Below are 24,078 nucleotides of genomic sequence, written 5' to 3'. Positions count from 1 at the left end.
CTGCCTGAAGATGGCAAGCGCGCTCAGCATGCACCGGATTGAGGATTTTTTGGACCACTATGGGGTTCTGTTATGCGGTCTATAACAGTATCCGCATGATGCGGTGACCCGGTCGCCGGTGATTTGCCCGGAAAGCCCAATGGCTACGTGCATTCTTGGGGAAAACCCGAAACTCAAGATAAGCATTCATGCATACGTTCTATGAAAAAAACACTATAGCCCCCGGTGGTCTTGCCGCAAAAGGCGTCGACCTGCACCATTGAGCCACCCCAAAAAATCAATCAAACAGCCCCCCTGGGATGGAGACGCAATGAGTGTGACAACGAAAACCGTCGATCCAGTCGACGAGAGACTGCCGATCGCAAAATTGTTCATGCTGGGCCTGCAACACGTGTTGGTGATGTATGCGGGTGCGGTTGCTGTGCCGCTGATCATTGGCGGCGCCCTGGGCTTGCCCAAGGATCAGATTGCTTTCCTGATTTCCGCCGACCTGATGTGCTGCGGTATCGCCACGTTGCTGCAAAGCGTGGGCGTGGGCCGCTTCGGCATTCGTATGCCGGTCATCATGGCGGTGACGTTCGCGGCGGTCGGTCCGATGCTTGCCATTGGCACTAACCCGGCGCTAGGCCTGCCCGGCATCTTCGGTGCGACGATCGCCTCCGGCATCATCGGCACGCTCATTGCCCCGCTCATCGGCAAGCTGTTGCGCTTCTTCCCGCCGATCGTCACGGGCATCGTGATCACGTCGATTGGTCTCACGATCATCGGCGTGGGCATCAACTGGGCGGCCGGCGGTGTGGGCAACCCCGATTACGGCGATCCGGTCTATCTGGGCGTGTCGTTCGCGGTGCTCATCTTCATCTTGCTGATCACGCGTTTCGTGAAGGGCTTCTTCTCTAACATCGCCGTGCTGTTGGGCATTCTGTTCGGCTTCGCCATCGCGCTGATGCTGCACAAGGTGAGCTTCGACGGTCTCGATCAGGTGAAGTGGTTCGACGTGGTGCTGCCGTTCCACTTCGGCATGCCGGTGTTCGATCCGTGGGCGATTACCACGCTGACCATCGTGATCCTGATCACGTTTATCGAATCGACGGGCATGTTCCTCGCGCTGGGCGAAATCGTCGGCAAGCCGGTGGATGAAAAGGCGCTCGTGGCCGGTCTGCGGGTGGATGGTGTGGCAACGGTCATCGGTGGCTTGTTCAACACGTTCCCGCATACCTCGTTCTCGCAGAACATCGGTCTGGTCGGTGTGACCGGCGTGAAGAGCCGTTGGGTGTGTGCCGCGGCGGGCGTGATTCTGCTGGTGTTTGGCCTGATTCCGAAGATGTCGGTGGTGGTCGCTTCGATTCCGCAGTTCGTGTTGGGCGGCGCCGGCGTGGTCATGTTCGGCATGGTGCTGGCTACCGGCATCAAGATCCTGACCAAAGTCGACTACAACAACAATCGCTACAACCTGTACATCGTGGCCATCAGCATCGGCATGGCGATGATTCCGGTGGCATCGAACAAGTTCTTCGCAAAGATGCCGGAACAACTGGCCCCGTTGCTCCATAGCGGCATCTTGCTGGCCACGCTGTCGGCGGTGATCCTGAACGCCTACTTCAACGGCTTCAAGGCACCGGCCGCCAACGGCCACGGCGAGAAAAACGGTAACGGTCTCGGGCTGGAGGCGCACTGATGAAATCGCTGCTCGTCAAAAACGCGGAAGTTGTCGTCACGATGGATGCTGGCCGGCGCGAAATCGCGCGCGGCGGCATCTACGTCGAAGACAACCGCATCGTGGCCGTGGGGAGCAGCGACTCGCTGCCCACGACCGCCGACGAGGTGCTTGATCTGGCCGGGCACGTCGTGATCCCCGGTCTGGTCAACACGCACCACCATATGTATCAAAGCCTGACGCGTGCCATTCCGGCCGCGCAGGATGGCGAGTTGTTCAACTGGCTGACGAATCTGTACCCGGTGTGGGCGAACCTCACGCCGGAGATGATTCGCGTCTCGACGCAGACGGCGATGGCCGAATTGCTGCTCTCGGGCTGCACCACGTCGAGCGATCACCTCTATATCTATCCGAACGGCTGCAAGCTCGACGACAGCATCGAAGCCGCCGGTGAGATCGGCATGCGTTTTCACGCGAGCCGCGGCAGCATGAGCGTGGGCCAGAGTCAGGGCGGTCTGCCGCCCGATCGCGTGGTCGAGCGCGAGGCTGACATTCTCAAGGATACGCAGCGCCTGATCGAGAGCTACAACGATGCGGGCCGGTATTCGATGTTGCGGGTGGTGGTGGCGCCGTGCTCGCCGTTCTCGGTGAGCCGCGACCTGATGCGCGAATCGGCGACGATGGCGCGTCACTATGGCGTGTCGCTACATACCCATCTGGCCGAGAACGTCAACGACATCGCCTACAGCCGCGAGAAGTTCGGCATGACGCCTGCCGAGTATGCGCAGGACCTCGGCTGGGTCGGGCACGACGTGTGGCATGCCCACTGCGTGCAGCTCGACGACGCGGGTATCGCGTTGTTTGCCAAGACCGGCACGGGCGTGGCGCATTGCCCGTGCTCGAACATGCGTCTTGCGTCGGGCATTGCCCCGGTTCGCCGGATGCGCGACGCGGGCGTGCCTGTCGCGCTGGGCGTGGATGGCTCGGCGTCGAACGACGCCGCCAGCATGATCAACGAAGTGCGTCAGGCGTTGTTGTTGCAGCGTGTGGGCTTCGGGCCGAATGCGATGACGGCGCGCGAAGCGCTGGAGATTGCCACCATCGGCGGGGCCCGCGTACTGGGCCGCGACGATATTGGCGTGCTGGCCCCCGGCATGGCGGCCGACTTCGTGGCGTTCGACACGCGCGGTGTCGGCATGGCCGGCGGCCTGCACGACCCCGTGGCGGCACTGGTTTTCTGTAATCCTGGACAAGCTGCGTACAGCGTGGTGAACGGGCGAGTGGTGGTGCGCGACGGGCGTCTGACGACGCTCGACCTGCCGACCCTCGTCACGCGTCACAACGCGCTGGCGCGGCAACTGGCCGAGGCTTCCCGATAAAGCGTTGCCACACCGGCCGCATATTCATGGTGTGTGGCCGAGCGTGGCAATGGGCAAGGGAAGTCTTAGCGGCGTTCTCGTGCATGGGGAACGCTGCCTTGCGGTTCGGCGGAGCGGTGGGGGCCGCTCCGCCGGTAAAAACCGGCGAGGCTATGAACAGAAGCTTGGGGATTTACAGCAGGCTGAAGCCGACATGCAGCAGAAATACGGCCGAACTAAGACAAGATCACGACAGAATCAGGGCAGGGTGCGGGTTTCGAGCAGCGTGCGCGTGGCATCCGAGATGACGCTGCGCAGCCAGCGCACTTCATCCGAGTAGTGCGTGCGTTCGTGCCACAACTGGTAGTACTGCATCGGCGGGAAGTCGATCGGCGCTTCGACCACCGTCAGCGGCAGGAACTCGGCGTAGTGATCGGCAAAGAGGCGCGTCGTCGTAAAGATCAGATCGGACTTCAGCAGCACGTACGGCGCCAGATTGAAGTACGGAATCGTGACGACCACGTTGCGCTTGAGACGCTCGCGCGCCAGATGCATGTCGATGGCACCGCGCTGTGCGACGGAATAGGGCGTCGGGGCAAGATGCGGGCTGGCGAGGTACTGGTCGAGCGTGAGGCCGCGTTTGGCGAACGGGTGCGTATTGCGCACCAGACACACGATCTGGTCGACGAACAGGTTCGAGAGGTGAAGCTGCTCCGGCGGTTCGGGCCAGTTGCCGATGACGATGTCGACCTTGCCGTCTTCGAGCGCGTGCTCGTAGTCGAATGCCGGGCCGAGGGAGTGCAGTTCGAGCTGTGCGTTGGGGGCCTGCTGACGAAAACGCTCGACGACGGTCGGCACGAAGAGGGTATTCAGATAGTCGGGCGAGCCGATGCGGAACGTGCGCACCGTGGTCGCCGGATCGAAGTTCGATTGCTGCACCGTAATGCGTTCGATCTCGCGCAGTGCGTTTTGCGTCGGTTCCAGCAGCGACTGGCCGTATTCGGTCGGTACCATGCCCTGCTTGCCGCGCACGAGCAGCGGGTCACCGGTGATGTCGCGCAGGCGGCGCAGGGCGGCGCTGATCGCCGGCTGCGACTGGTTCAGCTTGACGGCCGCACGCGTGACGCTGCGCTCGATCAGCAAGGTATGCAAGACGCGCAGCAAATAAGTATCGATCGGTTCGCGGTTTTGGCTCATGACTAATATAACGATCCGAATATGTCGGACCCGGGATTGCATAAGTAAAACATTATGAGGCATAAGCGCCGGCCGACTCTATAGCGGAAAGCCCCTATCACCACAATAGCTGGTTCGCTTCGGGAAACTGCCATGTTATTGACACGCGCTCGACATTTCGCCGCGAATTGGGTATTTTCGGACCGCCCAAGCCCAGGACCGAGACTTCCCGCCGTGACATCCCCTTTGCAATCGACGCCGCGTCTGACGCTGACCGGCATCACCAAACGCTATCCGAGCGTGGTGGCCAACGACGACATCGCGTTGCGCGTCTTGCCCGGCGAGATCCACGCCGTACTGGGCGAAAACGGTGCCGGCAAGAGCACGTTGATGAAGATCATCTACGGTGCCGTGCGGCCAGACGCGGGCGAGATTCTCTGGGAAGGCGAGCCGGTACGCATCGAGAGCCCGGCGGCCGCGCGCAAGCTCGGTATCGGCATGGTGTTCCAGCATTTCTCACTGTTCGAGACGCTGACCGTCGCCGAGAACATCTCGCTGGCACTCGACGATGCTGGCCACGATCTGAAGGCACTGGCCACGCGCATTCGCGAAGTGTCGGCGCAGTACGGGCTGGAAGTCGACCCGGCGCGGCACGTGCACAGCCTGTCGGTCGGCGAGCGCCAGCGCGTGGAGATCGTGCGCTGTCTGCTGCAAAACCCGCGCCTGCTCATCATGGACGAGCCCACCTCGGTGCTCACGCCGCAAGCCGTGCAGAAACTCTTCACGACGCTGCGCCGGCTGGCTGCCGAAGGGTGCAGCATCGTCTACATCAGCCACAAACTCGACGAAATTCGCGATCTTTGCGACCGCGCTACGGTGCTGCGTGCGGGCAAGGTGTCCGGCCATGCCGTACCGCGCGACGAGACGGCCGAGACCCTCGCACAAATGATGATCGGGCGGGCATTGCCGCAGATCGAGCGCCGGGCGCATCAGCCCGGCGACGTGCTGCTGTCGGTACAGAACTTGTCGCTGGCGAGTGAAGACCCGTTCGGCACCTCGCTGCACGGCGTGACACTCGACGTGCACGCGGGCGAGATCGTCGGCATTGCCGGGGTGTCCGGCAATGGTCAGGCGGAATTGCTGGCGGCGCTCTCGGGCGAGGCCCGTGCCGGCAGGCCCGACGCGGTGAAGCTCAACGACCGTGCCGTCGGCCGGATGGGCGCGGCCACGCGCCGTCGCCTCGGGCTGGCGTTCGTGCCGGAGGAGCGTCTGGGGCGCGGTGCCGTGCCCAGCATGTCGCTGACCGATAACGCGCTGCTCGGCGCGTCGGGGACGGCGCACCTTGGTTTGCTGCGTGGCGGCTGGGTTCGCCGCGGCGCGCTGCGGCGCTTTGCCTCGCTGTGCATCGAACGCTTCAATGTGAAGGCCGGTGGCCCGGATGCGGCTGCGCAGAGCCTGTCGGGCGGCAATCTTCAGAAGTTCATCGTCGGGCGCGAAATCCTGCAAGAGCCGAAGGTGCTTGTGGTGGCCCAGCCGACGTGGGGCGTGGATGTGGGGGCGGCGAGCTTTATCCGTCAGCAGTTGCTCGATCTGTCGTCACGCGGCGTGGCGGTGCTGGTGCTCTCGGAAGAACTCGACGAATTGTTCGAAATTTGCGACCGGATCGCGGTGCTCGCACAGGGGCGGCTGTCGCCGATGCGCAAGCCCGAACAGACCGACGCGCGCGAAATCGGCCTGTGGATGGCGGGGATGTTCCCCGGCGGCCCCGGTCAGCGCGCTGCCTGACGCAAGTATCAAATTCAAGCATCAACTCAAGCATCAACGGTCGCCCGCGCCGATGCGGGCACTGCAACGTTTCCATCAAGACCAGACATCATGCTCGATTTCACGCTTGAGCCACGGCCAAGTCCCTCACGCACCATGCGGCTCGCCATGCCGCTGGTGGCCACGCTCATTACGCTGGCGGGCGGCGTGCTCATTTTCAGTTTTCTGGGCAAGAACCCGGCGCAGGCGATGGCGGCGTTTTTCCTCGCGCCGATCAGCAGCCTGAACGGCTGGTCGGAGCTGCTGCTCAAGGCCTCGCCGCTGTGTCTGATTGCGCTGGGGTTGGCGATCGGCTATCGCGCCAATGTGTGGAACATCGGGGCGGAAGGGCAGCTGTTGCTCGGCGGCATCTTCGCCTCGGGCGTCGCGATCCATTTCGACGGTCATGGCGGCCCGTGGCTGCTGCCGCTGATGATGCTCGCGGGGGCCGTGGGCGGCATGTTGTGGGCGGCCATCCCGGCCTTGCTGCGCGTGAAGTTCAACGCCAACGAGATTCTCGTGAGCCTGATGCTTACGTATGTAGCCACGCAATTGCTGATCTATCTGGTGAGCGGTCCGTGGCAGGACCCGCACGGCATGAACTTCCCGCAATCGATCAACTTCAGCCGTGATGCGCTGTTCCCGCGCTTCTTCGGCGACTGGCGCTGGGCGCCGTGGCGCGGTACGCGGCTGAATGCTTCGGTATTCATGGCGGTGGTGGCCGTGCCGGCCGCATGGTTCTTCATGCGCAAGAGCTTCGCGGGTTATCGCATGGAAGTCGGTGGCCTCGCGCCGCTCGCCGCGCGCTACGCAGGGTATTCGGAGCCGCGCGCTGTCTGGCTGGCGCTGCTCATCGGTGGCGCGGCGGCCGGGCTCGCAGGCACGGGTGAAGTGGCAGGCCCGGTCGGTCAGTTGCAGGCGACGTGGGCGCCGGGATACGGCTTCACGGCCATCATCGTGGCATTCGTCGGGCGGTTGCATCCGGTCGGCATCGTACTCGCGAGCCTGCTCATGGCGCTGCTCTATCTCGGCGGCGAAGCGGTACAGACCTCGCTGCAATTGCCCAAGGCGATCAGCGGCGTGTTTCAGGGGCTGTTGTTGTTCAGTCTGCTGGGCTGCGACGTTTTCGTGAATTACCGACTGCGTCGTCGCGCCCGTGCGACCGCGCAGAGCGTCTGAGGAGGGCGGCATGGACTGGATCAATCTGCTCACGCCGCTGGCCGCAAGTGCCGTCATCGCGGCCATTCCGCTGATGCTGGCTGCGCTCGGCGAACTCGTGACCGAAAAGTCGGGTGTTCTCAATCTCGGTGTCGAAGGGATGATGCTGATGGGTGCCATCGGCGCCTTTGCCGTGACGGTCGTGACCGGCAGTCTCTGGCTTGGCGTGCTGGCCGGCATTGTGGCGGGCGTGGCGATGTCGGCCGTGTTCGCGTGGCTCACGCTGACGTTGATGGCCAATCAGGTCGCGACGGGCCTCGCATTGACGATTTTCGGCGTGGGATTATCGGCCTATATCGGCCGCCCCTACACGGACGCGACGATTCCGATGCTGCGCGATCTGCCGATCCCCGGCCTGTCGTCGATTCCCGTACTCGGGCCCTCGATCTTCTCGCTGAATCCGCTCGGCTATCTGGCGGCGGTACTGCTGGTGGCGATTGCATGGTTCCTTTACCGCACGCGCGCCGGACTGGTGCTGCGCTCGGTGGGCGAGGCACCGTCGGTGGCGCATGCGATCGGGTATCCGGTCGTGCGGATTCGTTATCTCGCCACGCTGTTCGGCGGGGCGATGTCGGGGCTGGCGGGGGCGTATTACTCCGTGGGTTATCTGCGGCTTTGGCAGGAGAACCTGACGGCCGGGCGCGGCTGGATCGCGCTGGCGCTGGTGGTGTTCGCGACATGGCGTCCGGGGCGTACCGTGCTGGGCGCGCTGCTCTTCGGCGTGGTGATGGCGCTGCAATTTCAGGCGCAGGCGATGGGTATCCGCATTCCGTCGCAGGCACTCGCGAGCCTGCCGTACGTGGCGACCATCGTCGTGCTGGTGATCATTTCACGAAACCGCCAGACCATTCGCCTGAATGCCCCGGCGTCGCTGGGCAAACCGTTTTTTGCTGGCTCTTGAAGTAATTCAATCAATCGATACCGAGGAGAAAATCGATGCGACGTAAAGTCCTGATCACGATGGCGAGCCTGGCGGCCGCCATGCTGGTTTCCGCCTGCGGCAAGCAGGATAACAACACGGCCAGCGCCCCTGCCGCCGCGTCGGACGCGCAAGCCGCGTCGGCCGCCCCGGCAGGCAAGGGCCCGGTCGGTGTGGCGTTTGTCTACATCGGCAACCCGGGCGACGCCGGCTGGACGTTCGCGCACGAGCAAGGCGCGAAGGCCGTCGAGGCCAAGTACGGCGACAAGGTGAGCGTGACCCGCGTCGAGAACGTGCCGGAAGGCGCCGACTCCGAGCGCGTGTTCCGCGATCTGGCCAGCAAGGGCAACAAGCTGATCTTCGGCACGTCGTTCGGTTATATGGACTCGATGGTCAAGACGGCCGCCGATTTCCCGGACGTGACGTTCGAGCACGCTACGGGCTTCAAGACCGCGCCGAACCTCGGCACGTACGACGTGCGCACGTATGAAGGCGCGCATCTGGCCGGTGTGGTCGGTGGCCGCGTGACCAAGACCAACGTGATCGGGTACGTGGCCTCGGTGCCGATTCCCGAAGTGATCCGCAACATCGATGCGTTCACGATCGCCGCACGCGAAGCCAACCCGAAGGTGAAGGTCAAGGTCGTGTGGATCAACAGCTGGTTCGATCCGGGCAAGGAGCGTCAGGCGGCTGAGTCGCTGGTCGGGCAGGGCGCCGACGTGCTGATGCAGAACGTGGACTCGGCCGTGGTCATGCAAGTGGCCGAAGAGAAGAAGATTCACGCGTTCGGCTGGGATTCGGACATGAGCAAGTTCGGTCCGAACGCGCACCTGGCTTCGGCCGCGATCGACTGGAGCAAGTACTACATCCGCACGGTCGACGAAGTGATGCAGGGTTCGTGGAAGAACACCCCGGTCTGGGGCGGCATCAAGGAAGACGAAATCAACCTCGTCGCCATCAACGACAAGGCCGTGCCGGAAGCCGTTCGCAAGGCCGTGACCGAGCGTCACGACGCCATTCGCGACGGCAAGTACGACCCGTTCACCGGCCCGCTCAAGGGGCAGGACGGCAAGGAAATCGTGCCGGCTGGCAAGACACTCAACGACGACGAGAAGCACCAGATCAACTGGTTCGTGGAAGGCGTCGAGGGCACGCTGCCGAAGCAATAACGCCATTACCATCGTTGGATGGTGAAGTGGCTGGCCCGTCAGGTGTTGCGGGCAGAGAAACCGCCGGTGACCCCGGCGGTTTTTTCTTTGGGGCGATTCATACGTTCCCGATTCGCCATGTGACGGCGAGCGACACGCATCGGTGTTAAAATGTCAGGTTTCGTGGCGCAAATTCGTGCCGCCGCACCTCATCTTCCGGATACCGCCAGTGCTGTCTACCGCCAATATCACCATGCAATTCGGCGCCAAGCCGCTCTTCGAGAACATCTCCGTCAAATTTGGCGGGGGCAACCGTTATGGCCTGATCGGCGCGAACGGCTGCGGCAAGTCCACGTTCATGAAGATCCTCGGCGGCGACCTGGAGCCGAGTGGCGGGAACGTCATGCTCGAACCGAACGTGCGCCTCGGTAAGCTCAAGCAGGATCAGTTCGCTTACGAAGACATGCGCGTGCTCGACGTCGTGCTGATGGGCCACACGGAAATGTGGGCGGCCATGAGCGAGCGCGACGCCATCTACGCGAACCCGGAAGCCACCGACGACGATTACATGCACGCGGCCGAGCTCGAAGCGAAGTTCGCCGAGTACGACGGCTACACGGCCGAAGCGCGTGCCGGTGAGTTGCTTCTGGGCGTGGGCATCCCGACGGATCAGCATCAAGGCCCGATGAGCAACGTCGCGCCGGGCTGGAAGCTGCGTGTGCTGCTGGCACAGGCACTGTTCTCGAACCCGGACGTGCTGCTGCTCGACGAACCGACCAACAACCTGGACATCAACACGATCCGCTGGCTGGAAGACGTGCTCAACGAGCGCAACTCCACCATGATCATCATTTCGCACGATCGCCACTTCTTGAACGCCGTGTGCACGCACATGGCCGACATGGACTACGGCACGCTGACGGTCTACCCGGGCAACTACGACGACTACATGCTGGCGTCGGCACAGGCTCGCGAGCGTCAGATGGCTGCGAACTCGAAGGCCAAGGAACGCATCTCCGATCTGCAAGACTTCGTGCGCCGCTTCTCGGCCAACAAGTCGAAAGCGCGTCAGGCAACCAGCCGTCTCAAGCAGATCGACAAGATCAAGGTGGAAGACGTCAAGCCGTCGTCGCGTCAGAACCCGTTCATTCGTTTCGAATACGAGAAGAAGCTGCACAACCTCGCGTTCGAATTCGAGGGCATCGGCAAGTCGTACGAGCGTCCGATCTTCAAGAACTACACCGGTGCAGTGCGCGCCGGCGAGCGTGTGGCCATCATCGGCGAGAACGGTGCCGGTAAGACGACGCTGCTGCGCAGCCTGATGTCGGACCTGCCGGTGGATGCGGGCAATGTGAAGTGGGCCGAGAACGCCAACATCGGTTACATGCCGCAAGACACGTCGGAAGCGTTCCCGCAGGACCTGAACCTGACCGACTGGATGACGCAGTGGGGCAAGGAAGGCGACGACGATCAGGTGATTCGTGGCTCGCTGGGCCGTCTGCTGTTCGGTGGCGACGACGTGCGCAAGTCGGTGCGTGTGCTCTCCGGCGGTGAGAAGGGCCGCATGATCTGGGGCAAGCTGATGCTCGGCCGCCACAACGTGCTGATGATGGACGAGCCGACCAACCACATGGACATGGAGTCGATCGAATCGCTCCAGATCGCGCTCGACAAGTATCCGGGCACGCTGGTATTCGTCTCGCACGACCGCGAATTCGTCTCAGGTCTGGCCACGCGCGTCATCGAAGTGAAGAGCGACGGCACGCTGGTCGATTACGCCGGGACCTACGACGAGTATCTGGCCAGCCAAGGCGTGGAGATCTAACGTAACGCGCTGACGTAACGCGTCGTTAGATTCACAACGACAAACAGGGCGCTTGCATTGCAGGCGCCCTGTTTGCGTTTACCGCCGCGCGACTACAATTGACGTTTGTTGTCACGCTGCGAGCAGGAGACCTCACATGATCACTCAGGACAAGTTCTATATCGACGGCCAGTGGGTCGCACCGATCGGCACCGGCACGCTCGATGTCTTTCATTCGGCAGACGGCAAGCTGATGGGCCGCATCCCGGAAGGTGTTGCCGCCGACACGGAAGCCGCCGTTGCCGCTGCGGTCAAGGCGCGTGACACGTGGGCCGCAACGCCCCCGGCCAAGCGTGCCGAGTATCTCCGCAAGATCGCCGACGGTCTCGAGGCGCGCGCACAGGAACTCGCACAGGTGATCACGGGCGAGACCGGCATGCCGATTCGCGTGTCGCGTGCGGTGCAGGTCGCGGCGCCCGTTCAACACTGGCGCCACTATGCCGAGTTGGCGCAGACCTTCGTCTTCGAAGCACAGGTCGGCAATTCGCTAGTGGTGCGTGAGCCGGTTGGTGTGGTCGGTGCCATCACCCCCTGGAACTACCCGCTCAATCAGATCACGGTGAAAGTGGCACCGGCGCTCGCCGCCGGCTGCACGGTGGTGCTCAAGCCGTCGGAGGTCGCGCCGTTTGACGCTTTCATCCTCGCCGAAGTCATTGAGCAGGCCGGATTGCCGCCGGGCGTATTCAATCTCGTGACGGGGCTGGGACCCGTCGCCGGTGAAGTGCTGGCACGGCATCCCGACGTGGATATGGTGTCTTTCACGGGCTCCACGCGGGCAGGCAAACGTGTCTCGGAAGTGGCCTCGCAAACAGTCAAACGGGTGGCGCTGGAACTGGGTGGCAAGTCGGCATCGATCGTGCTCGACGATGCGGATCTTGCGGCAGCGGTAAAGGGCACGCTTAACGCCTGCTACCTGAACTCGGGGCAGACGTGCGCGGCGCACACGCGCTTGCTCGTCCCGGCGACGCGTTACGACGAAGTGAAGGCGCTCGCCAAGGAATCGGTTGCGCGCTTCACGTTGGGCGATCCGCGCGAAGACGCAACGCGGCTCGGGCCGCTCGCATCGGCGGCACAGCGCGAGCGCGTGCAGTCATACATTCGCAAGGGACTGGCGGAAGGGGCGGAGTTGATCGCCGGTGGCGATGCGGTGCCGGAAGGCTTTGAGGCCGGTTTCTTCGTGCAGGCGACCGTGCTTGGCCGTGTCACGCCGGATAGCACGCTCGCACAGGAGGAAATCTTCGGGCCTGTGCTCACGATCATCACGTATCAGGACGAGGCCGATGCGGTGCGCATCGCCAACGACTCGATTTACGGACTGGCAGGCGGGGTGTGGTCAGCGGATGAGGCACGTGCGGCGCGCGTGGCGCGTCGGATCCGCACTGGACAGGTGAGCATCAACGGCGGGGAGTTCAACGTGGCCGCGCCGTTTGGCGGCTTCAAGCAATCGGGGAATGGCCGCGAAAACGGCGTTTATGGATTCGAAGAATTCCTCGAATACAAATCGCTGCAATTCAAGGTTACGGCGTCGACGAAGTCGTAGTCCCGTTGTCGCAAAAGCGCATCGCCGTGCCTTCGCGGGTGATGCGCTCCCAGATGGCGCGTTTCTCGTCTTCGTTGAGAAACACCCAGTTCGACACTTCGTACGCGGTGCGGCCGCACCCTTTGCAGACCTCGTCGAACAGGGTGGAGCAAATGCCAATGCAGGGGCTGTCGGGACGGTCGTGCAGTTCGGACATGTCGGAGCAATTCAGGAAGGTGGGACAGGCGTCATTATCGCATCGGCGACGTCGCCCATCACAGATTGATTACGTACCGGCATCCGGTGGATGCCACGGCAGGCTCGGGAGATTTTCAAATGCTGCGGAGTTGGCAACTTTTTGCACTCGGTTCGGCGTTTTTCGCTGCACTCACGGCGATTTTCGGCAAGCTCGGGGTGGCGCAGGTCAATTCGAACATGGCCACGCTGATCCGCACGGTGATCATCTTCGCGGTGACGCTTGCCATTGTCGGCATGCGCGGCGAATGGCAGCGTCCCACGAGTTTGACGGCGAACACGTGGCTGTTTCTCGTGCTGTCCGGGGTGGCGACGGGGCTGTCGTGGCTCTGTTACTTCCGGGCGCTGCAACTCGGCCCCGTCTCGGGTGTTGCGCCCCTCGACAAGCTCAGCGTGGCGATGGCGATGCTGATCGGCTGGGTTGTGCTCGGCGAGCCGTTCTCGCTCAAGGAGGCGCTCGGCGGCGCATTGATCTTCGCCGGCGCGCTGGTCCTGGTGCTGTAAGGTCGTATCGTCCGGTTACCAGCGGAACACGCTGTAGCCGATACGCACCTGCGATGGCGAATGGCGGTTGTAATCGAGCAGGTCTTCGCCGTAGCCGGTGAAGTACCCGATCCAGATATAGCCGCCTGCGCCCGAAATCAGCTTGCCGAGCGGGTAGGTCACCTGCACATCCACGCTGCCGTAGTTGCGCTTCATGCCCTTGCGCAGCGTCGCGCCGACTTGCCAGCCATTCGGCTTGCCCCACAGCACCAGCAAGTCCATGTAGCCGCGATAGTTCTGGATATCGGGGTTGTCGGCCTTCTCGACATACGCATACAGCTTGGGCGCCACCGTCCAGTGGTACTCCGCCGGATCGCCGAACGTGAAGATCGGTTTGACGAAGACCGTGTTGATGCTGCGCGAGTCGGGGCCGGCCTTGCCGTTCGACTCGTGCTCGACACCGGCGGCCACGCCAAGCGACGAGAACCAGCCCGCGCGAAGACCGGTATCCGGGATGTAATAGAACAGGCTCGGCCGGTAGTTCGAATCGCGGAACGGCGCCGATTCCGCCTCCAGATCCCAGATCGACAACTGCGTGTAACCGAAGTACAGGTTGTCGAGGAATGATTTGGACGACGGATTATCCGGCTTGAGAATGTGGAACTTGAAGCTCAACTGGAAGCGCGCATTGGCGTCGCCATTCTTGCCGAACGCGATATACATCGGCTCGTGCGACGAGATGCGCGCGAACTCGGTATCGGCCGTCGGGGCAATCGCATCGGCGGTGGCGCTGGCGGGCGCGGTCGACGTGCCGGGCGTGCCGGGGGCGGCGGTCGCATTCGCGGCGCTGGCCGCGTCGGTGGCAGCCGCAACGGCGGCGCCTCCCGTCCCGGCCGCCGCCGCTGCGGCAGCGGCGCCGCTTGCGGGTGCGGGCGCGGCGGCCACCATCGGCTCAGCGGGGGCGGCGCGATCAAGCACGATGGTCGTGATCGAGGCGTCCCAGTCGACCGGCTCCAGACGCACAGTGCCCCGCAATTCCTTGGGCAACTCCGCCGCGTACGAGATACGCCGGTACTGACCGTTCGACAGCGTGACCTGCGCCGGGACGACGGCCGCGCGCTTGAGATGCAGCAGCGTCGGCTTGAAATCGTCGTTGGAAATGCGCACGACGATTTCGTCGGGCAGCTTGACAGTTTTGCGGCCCGGCGCGTCTTGCGTCACGAGCAGCGTCAGTTGCAGTGGGGCACCGCCGGTAAGGGCGCGTGGCGGTTGCAGCAGCGACAGATCGGCGTGGGCGGCGGTGCTGAACGCGAGGCAGAGGGCGGCGCCGATCTGCATGGCACGCAGCGGCCATGGCGCGAACGTGCTGGATGTGGCGAACGTGGCGAGATTCGTCTTGGGCATCGGTCCGGTCTGGGTTGTCGACCCCGGGCCGGCAAGCCCGAAGTCAGTTACGAGCCGCCTCGGGTGAGCACCCGGAGGTCGGACTCGCGTGCGCAGCGATCGCGCCCGCGAGATTTGGCAAGATACAGCGCGGCGTCGGCACGTTGCAGCCAGGCGTTGTCGTCATCGCCTGCGTGCCACTGTGCGACCCCGGCACTGATCGTGAACTGAAGTGCGCGTCCATCGACATTGATACGCGCCGCGCGAACCGCTTCGCGCAAGCGCTCGGCAGCATCGAAGGCACGGGCTTCGGTGGCGCCACTCAGGATAATAGCGAATTCTTCGCCCCCCAAACGACCGCAGATGTCATCTTCGCGTAACGAATCGTGACAAAGCCGCACGAACGTGGCGAGTACGGTGTCGCCTAATGCATGCCCCCACGTGTCGTTGATCTGCTTGAAGTGGTCCAGATCGACGAGGATGATGCACGCCGGCACGCCCGTGGTGTTGGCCTGATTGACCTCGCTGCGCAGGCGTTTCAGGAAGTGGCCGCGCGAGAGGCTGCCGGTGAGCGCGTCGTACTTCACCTCGTGCTCCAGCGCGGCATTCTTGGCCAGTGTGTCGGACAACTGAAGTTTTCCACGTCGCAGATGGCGAATCAGCAGGACGAGGGCGCCCGCCGAGCTCAGCATCAGGCCGAACATCAGCACCGTATATCGCTGGCGCTCGATGAACAGGCTGCGCAGCGTGGGCACCTCGCTCATCGTGTAGATCACCAGTTCGCTGTCCATCGACGGGGCGGATTCGAGCAGATAAGGCTGATTGTCGGGGCGCACGCGCACCAGATCGGCCGCTTCGGGCTCGTGTTGCGCCTGCGGTTCCCCTCGGGTGCCGGGCAGCATGAACGGCGGTGTACCGGGGGCCGGGTCGTAGTCCTCGATGGGCACGACCGTGAAGTAATCCTGCTGATAAAGATGGCGGCGCTCGGCCGGCGACATCTTGAACACCGGCGCGCCGGGCACAGCCAGCCCCGTGAAGGTCGGGTCGTTCGCGAGCACGATCACGCCGTTGACGTCGGTGACGAACGACGCCCCCGTATCGACCCAGTGCGACAACCGGCGCAAGCCGAGCTTGACCACCATGACACCGACGAGCCGGCCTTCCCTGTAGACGGGGGCCGTGAAGTAGATACCCGGCAGGCGCGTCTTGCGCCCGATCACGTACTGCTGGCCTGCCGTGCCGAGCACGGCTGATTGAAAGTAGCCCCGGTCGCCGTAATTGTCCCCGACGAGCGGGTTGGGGCTGTTAGCGTCGCTCGACGCGATCGTGACCCCGTCAGGGGTGCCGAGCCAGACGAGATCGGCGCCGAAATACAACTGGGCGGCGCGCAGCAGTTCGTTCACGGGCTTGAGTGCTGCGTTGGCGAGCAGCTTCTCGCGCGCGGTCTCGTGGGGCAGTTCGGTCAGGGGGTGATCGGCGATGTCGGCGGCCGCATGCTGAATCTGCGAGATCTGCGCGAGCACCTGCGGGATGCCGCGAATGAGGATCAGATCCTGATTGACCGTGTGCACGGTGCCGCGCGCGAGCCGGGTGGCGACGCTGCGCTCTTCGGCGAGCAGACGCGCCGAGCGGTTCGCCACCAGTTGATCGGCGGCGAAGCGCGCCAGCCCCCACGCGGCAAACACGCACAGGAGCATGACGAAGCCGCGAACGAGGACAGGTACGGCGCGGCGGCGCGACAGGAAGGTGTTGAAGGCGTTGAGCAACGGCAAAAACGATTACAGACGTCCGTGCCAGTCTCGGATGAACGTCTCGATGTGACCGGGTGGCAAGGGCCGTGTGCAATGATACCCCTGCCATGCGTGGCAGCCGAGTTGCGCGAGCGCATCGCGTTGTGCGCTCGTCTCTACGCCCTCGGCCACCGTCTCGATTTCAAGTTTGCGAGCGATGGCGATGATGGCGCGAATCAGCTCGGTGTCGTAGCCGCCGAGTAGCACGCCCGCCACGAACTGATAGTCGATCTTGACCGTACCGAACGGCCAGCGCTTCAGGCGCACAAAGCTGGAATAGCCCGTGCCGAAGTCGTCCAGCGACAGGCGCACGCCCATCGCCACGAGTTCGTTCATGAGCGTGGCCGCCTCGTCCAGATGCGAAATCAACGACGATTCCGTGATCTCGATTTCCAGCTTGTCGGGTGGCACACGGTGATGCTTGAGCGCGTAGCGCACAGTTTCGAGCGTCTGCACGCGCATCTGCTGGGCCGAGAGATTGACGGCCACGCGCGGATATTCCTCACCATCGGTCTGCCACTGATCGAGCTGGCGGCAGGCTTCGTGCAGCGTCCACTCGCCGATCGGGCCGATCACGTCGCAACGCTCGGCCGCCGGGATGAATTCACCGGGCATGATCAGTTCGTCGTCGCGCTGCCAGCGAATCAGCGCTTCGAGACCGGTCAGCCGGTGCGTGCGCATGTCGATTTGCGGCTGGTAATGCAGACGGAATTCTGAGCCAGAGAGCGCGCGGCCAATGGCGCTGCGCCAGTAGTGCTCGTTGCCGGCGTCGTCCGGTGGCGTGACGCCTTCGGTCGGTGCGCTGGGCGCATCGGTGACCAGAAAGCGTGCCGCGCTCTCGCGAATGGCCAGATCGGCCACTTCGGACGTATGTTCGAGCAACGTGGCAGGCCATACCGGCACCTGCGGCAGGTGGGTGATACCTGCGGACACAATCGGGTAAAGCAAACCGTTGCCGCACGGCACCGGCGATTCACCGGCACGGATAAAGCGGCGGGTGATCTGCACAGCGGCTTCGCGGCTGCCGAGGTCGCGCAACAGCACGGCGATCTGCTGTTCGGAAACGCGTCCGATCAGGTCGCGCCGCCGAATGCGCGAGCCGATGCGAAACGCCACCGTGGCGAGCAGATCGGCATCGGAAATGGCTTGCTGATTGGTGGCCGTGCGCTGACCGCGCCCGACGTGCAGCACCACGAGAGCGCTATGACTGCCGGGTGGGCTGGGCGTGCGTAGCTCAAGGCTGAGGGCGCGCAGCAGCCGCTGGCGATCCAGCAACAGATCGGCCAGTACGACTTGCCGGCGCAGCGCGTTGGTATCGTTCATCTCGGCAGGCAGGCTGACGTCGCCCGTAGGGTTGAACGTGGGTCATTCTCGCGTGTCAGGCCGGCGAACCGGTGAAGCCCACGCGTCGAACAGGTCGTGCCGCCAGGAAACCCTTGAATCATGTTCTGCATAAGACGCGTAAATGTGTCGGCCGGTGACAGGCGATGCATTGGCAGCCCCATGCGAGGCACCCCCGTTTTCCGGCAGACCGCGCGCAAGGCGTGGCCCGACAAGAAGCTCGTGCCCGGTCGCGAAAACCGGGTCCTTTGACCTTTAACGGCACCCGGCTTTAAAAATTAAGTCCGGGTTTCACCTATGGCCCGGGCGACTGGGTTGCGCCAGCCACTCGCGTCCTCGCAACATGTAATCCCAATACACCTTGGGCAGCACGTATTTCTTTAATACCCACGCAAAACGATTGGCATGCGTGCCATCGATCGGGAACGTCGGCAGCAGCTTGCCGCCGTAGCCGAACTCGGCCAGCACGATCTTGCCGTGCTCGACCGTGAGCGGGCAGGCACCGTAACCGTCGTAGTGCAGCGGCAACGGGCGGCCATCCATGGCGGCGAGCAGGTTTTCCGCAACGACGACGGCCTGCTTGCGGGCCGCTGCGGCGGTCTTGGCGTTGGGGGCCGAGATGGCGTCGCCGAGGCCGAACACGTTGGCAAAGCGCGGGTGACGCAGCGTCGCGTGATCGACTTCGCACCAGCCGGCCGCATCGGCCAGCGGGCTCGCGCGCAGCACGTCGGGGGCGCTTTGCGGCGGCACCACGTGCAGCAGATCAAACGGCTTGTCGACAAATTGCGACTGGCCGTCGGCATCGAAAATTTCGAAACGCGCCACGCGGCGCTCACCATCCACAGCCCGCAGATGCGAGAGATGGTTCAGCGAGATGTTGTAGCGCTTCACGTACTCCATGAGCGCGGGGATGTAATCCTTGACGCCGAAAAGGGCAGGCGCGACCAGATGGAATTCGATCTTGGTCTTGTCGAGCAAACCCCGCGAGCGCCACGTGTCGGCCGACAGATACATCGCTTTTTGCGGTGCGCCGGCGCACTTGATCGGCATCGGCGGCTGCGTGAACAGGGCATTTCCGCCGGAGAACTGATTGACCAGCGACCACGTGTAAGGGGCGAGGTCGAAGCGGTAGTTCGAGGTCACACCGTTGCGGCCGAGCGTTTCCGTCAGACCATCGATGGCTTCCCAGTTCAGTTGCAGGCCCGGCGCGACGATCAGGTAGCGATAGCTCAGGCGGCGGCCATCGGAGAGCAAGACCTGTTGGTGGTCCGGTGCGAAGGCGGTGACAGCGACCTGAAGCCAGGTCACGCCTTCGGGGATGACGCTCGACATCGGGCGCGCCGTGCGCGCTTGATCGAATTCGCCAGCGCCGACGAGTGTCCAGGCGGGCTGGTAGTAATGCGTGTCGGCCGGATCGACGATCGTGATCGAGAGCGACGGGCGGCGGCGGCGCAGGCTTGCAGCCACGGAAATGCCTGCGGCGCCGGCTCCCATGATGACGATGTCGGCGCTGTGCTCCGTCGCGGGAGTGGGCGTAGCGGATGCGTCGCTGGACATAAGGTCTCCGACAAATGGGAAAAATTGAGACGGATTACGACATATCGACACGCATTTAAAAGCGGCGAGCGAACGTCATTAAAAGGGAATGTAAGGCAACCCGCATGAAACGTGCCGGGACATTGTATAGAAAACATGCGGTTTTGCCCGTGTTTCGGCTTGCAAACCCACGATTCATCACAATCATCGCGGCGTTCAACGTAATGCGTGCTCCGAAACGCGTCGGCGCGGCGACGTCCGGGCGTGCCAAGTGAAGGGGGGGAGGACTGGGGGGGATCACCCGGCGGGCGCCGGGTGTCTCGTCAATACGACAGCTACGCTCACGCGTGCTGGTGATCGTGCTCGCACGCCACCGCAATAGGATCGGTGTCGTTATGGCAGGCACACGCCTCGCCGTGGGCGCCTTGCATCAGCGCACGCAAAATGCCGCAGTCGCTGGTGTCGTGCCGGCTCTGGCACTGCGCTTGCAAATGCAGCAGTTGTTGCTCCAGCGCCTGCAACTCGTGGATGCGGGCGTGCACGCGCGTCAGATGCGCTTCGATCAGTTGATTGGCGTCCTCGCACGTTACGTTCGTGTCGTGCGCGAGTTCGCCCAGCCGCTTGGCGTCGGCCAGCGGCATATCGAGCGAGCGGCAGTGACGGATAAAGCGCAGGGCTTCGAGATGTTCCGTGCCATAGGTGCGATACCCCCCGTCGGTACGCGGCGGGGCGGCCAGCAGCCCGGCCCGCTCGTAATAGCGGATGGTTTCGACGTCGGTTTCGGCCGCACGCGCCAGTTCACCGATTTTCATGCTTGACTCCGTAGTGACTACAGGGTTTTGAATGGAGAGTAACACGAATCATGAAACCAGGAGTGAACATGCCCAATCCCTCGGATCAGGCCCGCCGGACGGCCCCGGAGGCGGTGTGTGACCACGCGCACGGCCCTCAGGACAAGGCCCACGATCATCGCGATCATGGGCACGACCACGACCACGACCACGACCACGACCACGCACACGACCACGCACACGACCATGATCACGCCCATGCCCACGGGCAGGCGCACGATCATGGTGCTCAGGCCCGTCGTGAAGGGCATGACCATGGTCACGACCACGCGCATGAGCACAGCCATGAAGCGGCGTCGGGCGGCCACTCGCATTCTCACGACCATGGCCACGATCACGGCCATGTGCATGAGGCGGTGGCGTGCTGTGGCGATTCGGCGAGCCTGATGCCGCCGGCGGTGGCCCCGGCCACGGGCGCTCCACAGGCTCGTTTTCGCATCGACCAGATGGATTGCCCGACCGAAGAGCGCCTCATTCGCGACCAACTGGAGCGGCAACCGGGCGTGGACGCACTGTATTTCAACCTGCTCAAGCGCGAACTGACGGTGGTGTTCGGTGCGAAGGCTTCGGAAGCGGATGTCACGCGTCACAGCCACGTCGTGGCCGCCACGCTGCGCAAACTCGGCATGACCCCGGTGCCGCTGACCGATGACGCGGCCAACCCCGCGCCGCCGCCGCCGAGCGGCAAGGGTGACGTCGCGCGGCTGGTGGCCGGCGGCGTGCTGGCGGCGGCCAGCGAAGCGGCTGTCTGGTCGGGCGTGCCCGAGCACAGCCCGTGGGTCGGCGCCATCGTGTTGGCTGCGATTGCCTTGTGCGGTCTGCCGACGCTCAAGAAGGGCTGGATCGCGCTGCGCCATTTCACGATGAACATCCACTTCCTGATGTCGCTCGCCGTCATCGGCGCACTCGCCATCGGCCAGTGGCCCGAGGCAGCGATGGTCATCGTGCTGTTCGCCATTTCGGAGAAGCTCGAAGCCGCGTCGCTCACCCGCGCGCGGCGCGCAGTCGAAGCGCTCATGCGCCTGGCCCCCGATCAGGCATCGGTGGAACAACCCGACGGTAGCTGGGCCGACCAGCCGGTGGCCGCGTTGACGGTCGGCACGCGGGTGCGTGCCCGTCCGGGCGAGCGTGTTGCCATCGACGGCGTGATCGAGCAGGGGAGTTCGGCACTGAATCAGGCGTCGATTACGGGCGAGAGCGTGCCTGTCGACAAGACGGTGGGCGACGAGGTCTTCGCGGGCAGCATCAACGAAAGCGGTCTGATCATTTACCGCACGAGCGTCGCCCCGGGCGACACCACGCTGGCGCGCATCGTACGCATCGTGGAGACGGCACAGCAGCAGCGCTCGCCGACGCAGCGATTCGTCGACAAGTTCTCGCGCATCTACACGCCGGTGGTGGTGCTCTGCGCGCTGCTGGTCGCGATTGTGCCGCCGCTGGCCTTCGGTCTCGCATGGACGCCGTGGATCTACAAGGCGCTCGTGATGCTGGTGATCGCTTGCCCGTGTGCGTTGGTGATTTCAACGCCGGTGACGGTGGTCAGCGGCCTGACGGCGGCGGCGCGTGCCGGCATTCTGATCAAGGGGGGCGCATTTCTCGAAAGCGGCCGCTTGATTCGTGCGGTAGCGCTCGACAAGACGGGCACACTCACACGCGGCGAGCCGCATCTGACCGATGTGGTGCCGCTGGGAGATTCGTCAGAAACATCACGCAACGACGTCCTGACGCTGGCGGCTGCGCTCGATGCGCAGACGACGCACCCGATCGCCCGGGCGGTTGTCGACGGCTATCAGGCGACCGGCCTCGGTCCGTTGCCTTCGGTCACCGACTTCGAGGCATTGCCGGGCATGGGCGTGAAAGGCCGCATCGGTCAGACGCTGTACTACTTGGGCAACCATCGCCTCATCGAGTCGCTCGGCGTTTGCAACGCGCGTGTCGAAGCCGAATTGACGCGGCTGGAAGCGCAGGCTCGCACGGCCATTGTGTTGGCGAGCGAAACACAGGCGCTGGCGGTATTGGCCGTTGCCGACACCTTGCGCGAAGAAAGCCGCGAAGCGTTGGCGCGACTGGCGCAGATGGGAATCCGGACGGTGATGCTGACTGGCGACAATCGCGCAACAGCACAGGTCATCGGCGAGCAGGCCGGGGTCACCGACGTGCGGGCCGAAATGCTGCCGGAAGATAAGTGGCAGGCGATCACGCAGTTGCGTGCCGAATTCGGTCATGTCGGCATGGTCGGCGACGGTATCAACGATGCGCCGGCGCTGGCGGCGGCCGATGTCGGCTTCGCCATGGGGCTCACCGGCACTGATAGCGCGCTGGAGACGGCCGACGTCACGCTGATGGACGACGATCTGCGCAAGTTGCCGGCCTTTCTGGCGCTTTCGCGGCGTGCCGCCACGGTCCTCAAGCAGAACATCGCGATGGCGCTCGGTATCAAGGCCGTGTTCTTCGCGTTGGCTGTCGTGGGCGCAGCGTCATTGTGGATGGCCGTCTTTGCCGACGTGGGCGCGAGCCTGTTGGTGATTGCCAACGGCATGCGCCTGCTGCGTACGCGCACGGTCTGAGGGCGCTGTAACGCGATATCGCAATTTCCCGGCATCGCGGCATCGACACCGGCACCGGCAGGGTGGGAGCGTTGTGCGAAATTTGGTGGTGTTTGACGACGCTGACGGAAATCCCGTCAGCGTTTTTCGTTCAGCGTCCAGCGCTTAGCGTTTGCGAATGCTGCGATCGAGCGTGGCCGCATCGGGCAACCGGCACAGCACGTGGGCGGCTCGGCTGGTGGCGTTCACGATGAACGTGTCGAGGCGTACGGTGAGCACGTCGCGCTGCGCTTGCGAGAGCGGCATCGACTCGCAGAATTGTTGTGCGACCGCGGCATCGTTGAGCTGGCCAAGCAGGTTCTGCGCGGCGCGCAACGTGTCCTGATAGGGCGTGCGCATCGACTTGCGCAACCACGGTGTCAGCGCTTCGGCGCTGTAGCGGGCCTTTTTGATCTTCACGCGCAACGCGTGCAACTGATCGGTATCGAGCATCGCCAACTGGCGACAATCCGGAAATAACGCAACGTAGCGCTCGCGAATCACGTCACGTGCGTGCTTCGCCACGGCGCGGGGCCGCTTGCCGGGTGTACGCGACGCACGTCGCAACGCTTTGGCGGCGCGTACATCCGTGCTGCCATGCTCGTCAATGCCAAACGCGCGCTTCAGCGTGCGGTGCAATGCCACCTGACGCTCGCTCAGCAGCGCCTCGTCGGCCTGACTGTGGGCGTCGCTGCGCAGCTTCGCCACGTAGGCGTCGACCGAACCCCAGTCGAGGTCGGGGTGTTCGGTGCGCAGCGCCGGCAATGTCGTGCCGCTCAGCACGTCGGCATCACGGGCCGGTCCCATGGCGTGGCTCAGCCAGTGCAACTCCTGCTTGAGCTTGCGGTGCCAGCGTGGCTTCAACCACGGCGAAAACACGTCGACGAGCGCGCGCAAACGGCGCGTGGCAATGCGCAGGTGGTGGATGGCTTCGGGGGCGATGACGTCGGCGCCATCGTGCGCGGCCGAGAGTGTCGGCCACTGCGCAATCGATTCGGCCGCCAGACTGACGAGCAAATGGGGTGCCGGCATTCGGCGCATCTGTCCAATATCGAGCGGCGTGCCGATGTTGGATTCAGGTCGCGCAGAAAGCGAGGAATTCTCGGGGGAGGCGGCGCTGGCCGCAGACGTCTCGCGTGTCATGTCACGCACCATAGCATAGGTGGCCAGGCGTTGAGCGTCGGAAAAGCTG

Annotated in this window: 18 protein-coding genes; 10 read left to right on the top strand and 8 right to left on the bottom strand. The window is 63.8% G+C overall.

Annotated features, from left to right (window positions below):
- The first annotated feature begins 310 nt into the window (after positions 1–310).
- Both AT302_RS13875 and AT302_RS13870 read left to right on the top strand, forming a co-directional pair.
- Entirely contained in the window at positions 311–1,678 is a 1,368-nt protein-coding gene (locus tag AT302_RS13875; protein ID WP_058378924.1) for a nucleobase:cation symporter-2 family protein, read from the top strand.
- On the top strand, positions 1,678–3,036 hold the full coding sequence (locus AT302_RS13870; RefSeq protein ID WP_218918961.1) for an 8-oxoguanine deaminase: 1,359 nt from the start codon (positions 1,678–1,680) through the stop codon (positions 3,034–3,036). Before AT302_RS13875 ends, AT302_RS13870 begins: the two co-directional genes overlap by 1 nt.
- A gap of 237 nt (positions 3,037–3,273) precedes the next feature.
- Here AT302_RS13870 and AT302_RS13865 read toward each other — a convergent pair whose 3' ends face one another.
- Entirely contained in the window at positions 3,274–4,212 is a 939-nt protein-coding gene (locus AT302_RS13865) for a LysR substrate-binding domain-containing protein (RefSeq protein WP_058378922.1), read from the bottom strand.
- Between the two features lie 132 nt (positions 4,213–4,344).
- Here AT302_RS13865 and AT302_RS13860 point away from each other — a divergent pair, with 132 nt between their 5' ends.
- The 6 genes from AT302_RS13860 to AT302_RS13835 all read left to right on the top strand — a co-directional run bounded on the left by AT302_RS13860 (position 4,345) and on the right by AT302_RS13835 (position 12,683).
- Positions 4,345–5,976, top strand: a complete 1,632-nt coding sequence (locus AT302_RS13860) for an ABC transporter ATP-binding protein (protein ID WP_084656228.1) — start codon at positions 4,345–4,347, stop codon at positions 5,974–5,976.
- Between the two features lie 90 nt (positions 5,977–6,066).
- Positions 6,067–7,173: an ABC transporter permease gene (locus AT302_RS13855; RefSeq protein WP_371328779.1), complete on the top strand. Its 1,107-nt coding sequence runs from the start codon at positions 6,067–6,069 to the stop codon at positions 7,171–7,173.
- A gap of 10 nt (positions 7,174–7,183) precedes the next feature.
- A complete protein-coding gene (locus AT302_RS13850) occupies positions 7,184–8,113 on the top strand; it encodes an ABC transporter permease (protein WP_058378919.1) in 930 nt (309 codons plus the stop codon).
- Positions 8,114–8,148: 35 nt separating this feature from the next.
- Positions 8,149–9,300 carry a BMP family ABC transporter substrate-binding protein gene (locus AT302_RS13845; protein ID WP_058378918.1) on the top strand — a complete coding sequence of 384 codons (1,152 nt, stop codon included), beginning with the start codon at positions 8,149–8,151 and terminating at the stop codon, positions 9,298–9,300.
- Between the two features lie 208 nt (positions 9,301–9,508).
- Positions 9,509–11,104: an ABC-F family ATPase gene (locus AT302_RS13840; protein ID WP_058378917.1), complete on the top strand. Its 1,596-nt coding sequence runs from the start codon at positions 9,509–9,511 to the stop codon at positions 11,102–11,104.
- A 136-nt stretch (positions 11,105–11,240) separates the two neighbouring features.
- Entirely contained in the window at positions 11,241–12,683 is a 1,443-nt protein-coding gene (locus tag AT302_RS13835; RefSeq protein WP_058378916.1) for an aldehyde dehydrogenase family protein, read from the top strand.
- On the opposite strand, the gene AT302_RS13830 is transcribed toward AT302_RS13835, so the two are convergent.
- Positions 12,661–12,879 (bottom strand): DUF1289 domain-containing protein, encoded by a 219-nt coding sequence (locus AT302_RS13830; RefSeq protein WP_058378915.1) that lies wholly within the window; start codon positions 12,877–12,879, stop codon positions 12,661–12,663. The genes AT302_RS13835 and AT302_RS13830 overlap by 23 nt on opposite strands.
- A gap of 119 nt (positions 12,880–12,998) precedes the next feature.
- On the opposite strand from AT302_RS13830, the gene AT302_RS13825 reads away from it, so the two are divergent.
- Positions 12,999–13,421 carry an EamA family transporter gene (locus tag AT302_RS13825; RefSeq protein ID WP_058378914.1) on the top strand — a complete coding sequence of 141 codons (423 nt, stop codon included), beginning with the start codon at positions 12,999–13,001 and terminating at the stop codon, positions 13,419–13,421.
- Positions 13,422–13,436: 15 nt separating this feature from the next.
- Here AT302_RS13825 and AT302_RS13820 read toward each other — a convergent pair whose 3' ends face one another.
- From AT302_RS13820 to AT302_RS13800, 5 genes are all read right to left on the bottom strand, one after another.
- Entirely contained in the window at positions 13,437–14,804 is a 1,368-nt protein-coding gene (locus AT302_RS13820; protein ID WP_064675086.1) for a phospholipase A, read from the bottom strand.
- 47 nt (positions 14,805–14,851) lie between these two features.
- Positions 14,852–16,555, bottom strand: coding sequence for a sensor domain-containing diguanylate cyclase (locus AT302_RS13815; protein WP_058378913.1), 1,704 nt, complete (start codon positions 16,553–16,555; stop codon positions 14,852–14,854).
- Positions 16,556–16,561: 6 nt separating this feature from the next.
- Positions 16,562–17,896 (bottom strand): putative bifunctional diguanylate cyclase/phosphodiesterase, encoded by a 1,335-nt coding sequence (locus tag AT302_RS13810; protein WP_058378912.1) that lies wholly within the window; start codon positions 17,894–17,896, stop codon positions 16,562–16,564.
- 309 nt (positions 17,897–18,205) lie between these two features.
- Entirely contained in the window at positions 18,206–19,471 is a 1,266-nt protein-coding gene (locus AT302_RS13805) for an NAD(P)/FAD-dependent oxidoreductase (protein WP_058378911.1), read from the bottom strand.
- Between the two features lie 320 nt (positions 19,472–19,791).
- Positions 19,792–20,262: a Cd(II)/Pb(II)-responsive transcriptional regulator gene (locus AT302_RS13800; protein ID WP_058378910.1), complete on the bottom strand. Its 471-nt coding sequence runs from the start codon at positions 20,260–20,262 to the stop codon at positions 19,792–19,794.
- A gap of 68 nt (positions 20,263–20,330) precedes the next feature.
- Between AT302_RS13800 and AT302_RS13795 the strand changes: the two genes are divergently transcribed.
- Positions 20,331–22,868, top strand: coding sequence for a heavy metal translocating P-type ATPase (locus AT302_RS13795; RefSeq protein WP_064675085.1), 2,538 nt, complete (start codon positions 20,331–20,333; stop codon positions 22,866–22,868).
- A 144-nt stretch (positions 22,869–23,012) separates the two neighbouring features.
- Here AT302_RS13795 and AT302_RS13790 read toward each other — a convergent pair whose 3' ends face one another.
- Entirely contained in the window at positions 23,013–24,029 is a 1,017-nt protein-coding gene (locus AT302_RS13790) for a CHAD domain-containing protein (protein ID WP_167365802.1), read from the bottom strand.
- Between the last annotated feature and the right edge of the window lie 49 nt (positions 24,030–24,078).

The sequence above is a fragment of the Pandoraea norimbergensis genome (assembly GCF_001465545.3).
Taxonomy (GTDB): Bacteria; Pseudomonadota; Gammaproteobacteria; order Burkholderiales; family Burkholderiaceae; genus Pandoraea; species Pandoraea norimbergensis.
This window is presented reverse-complemented; position numbering and strand designations above follow the sequence as displayed.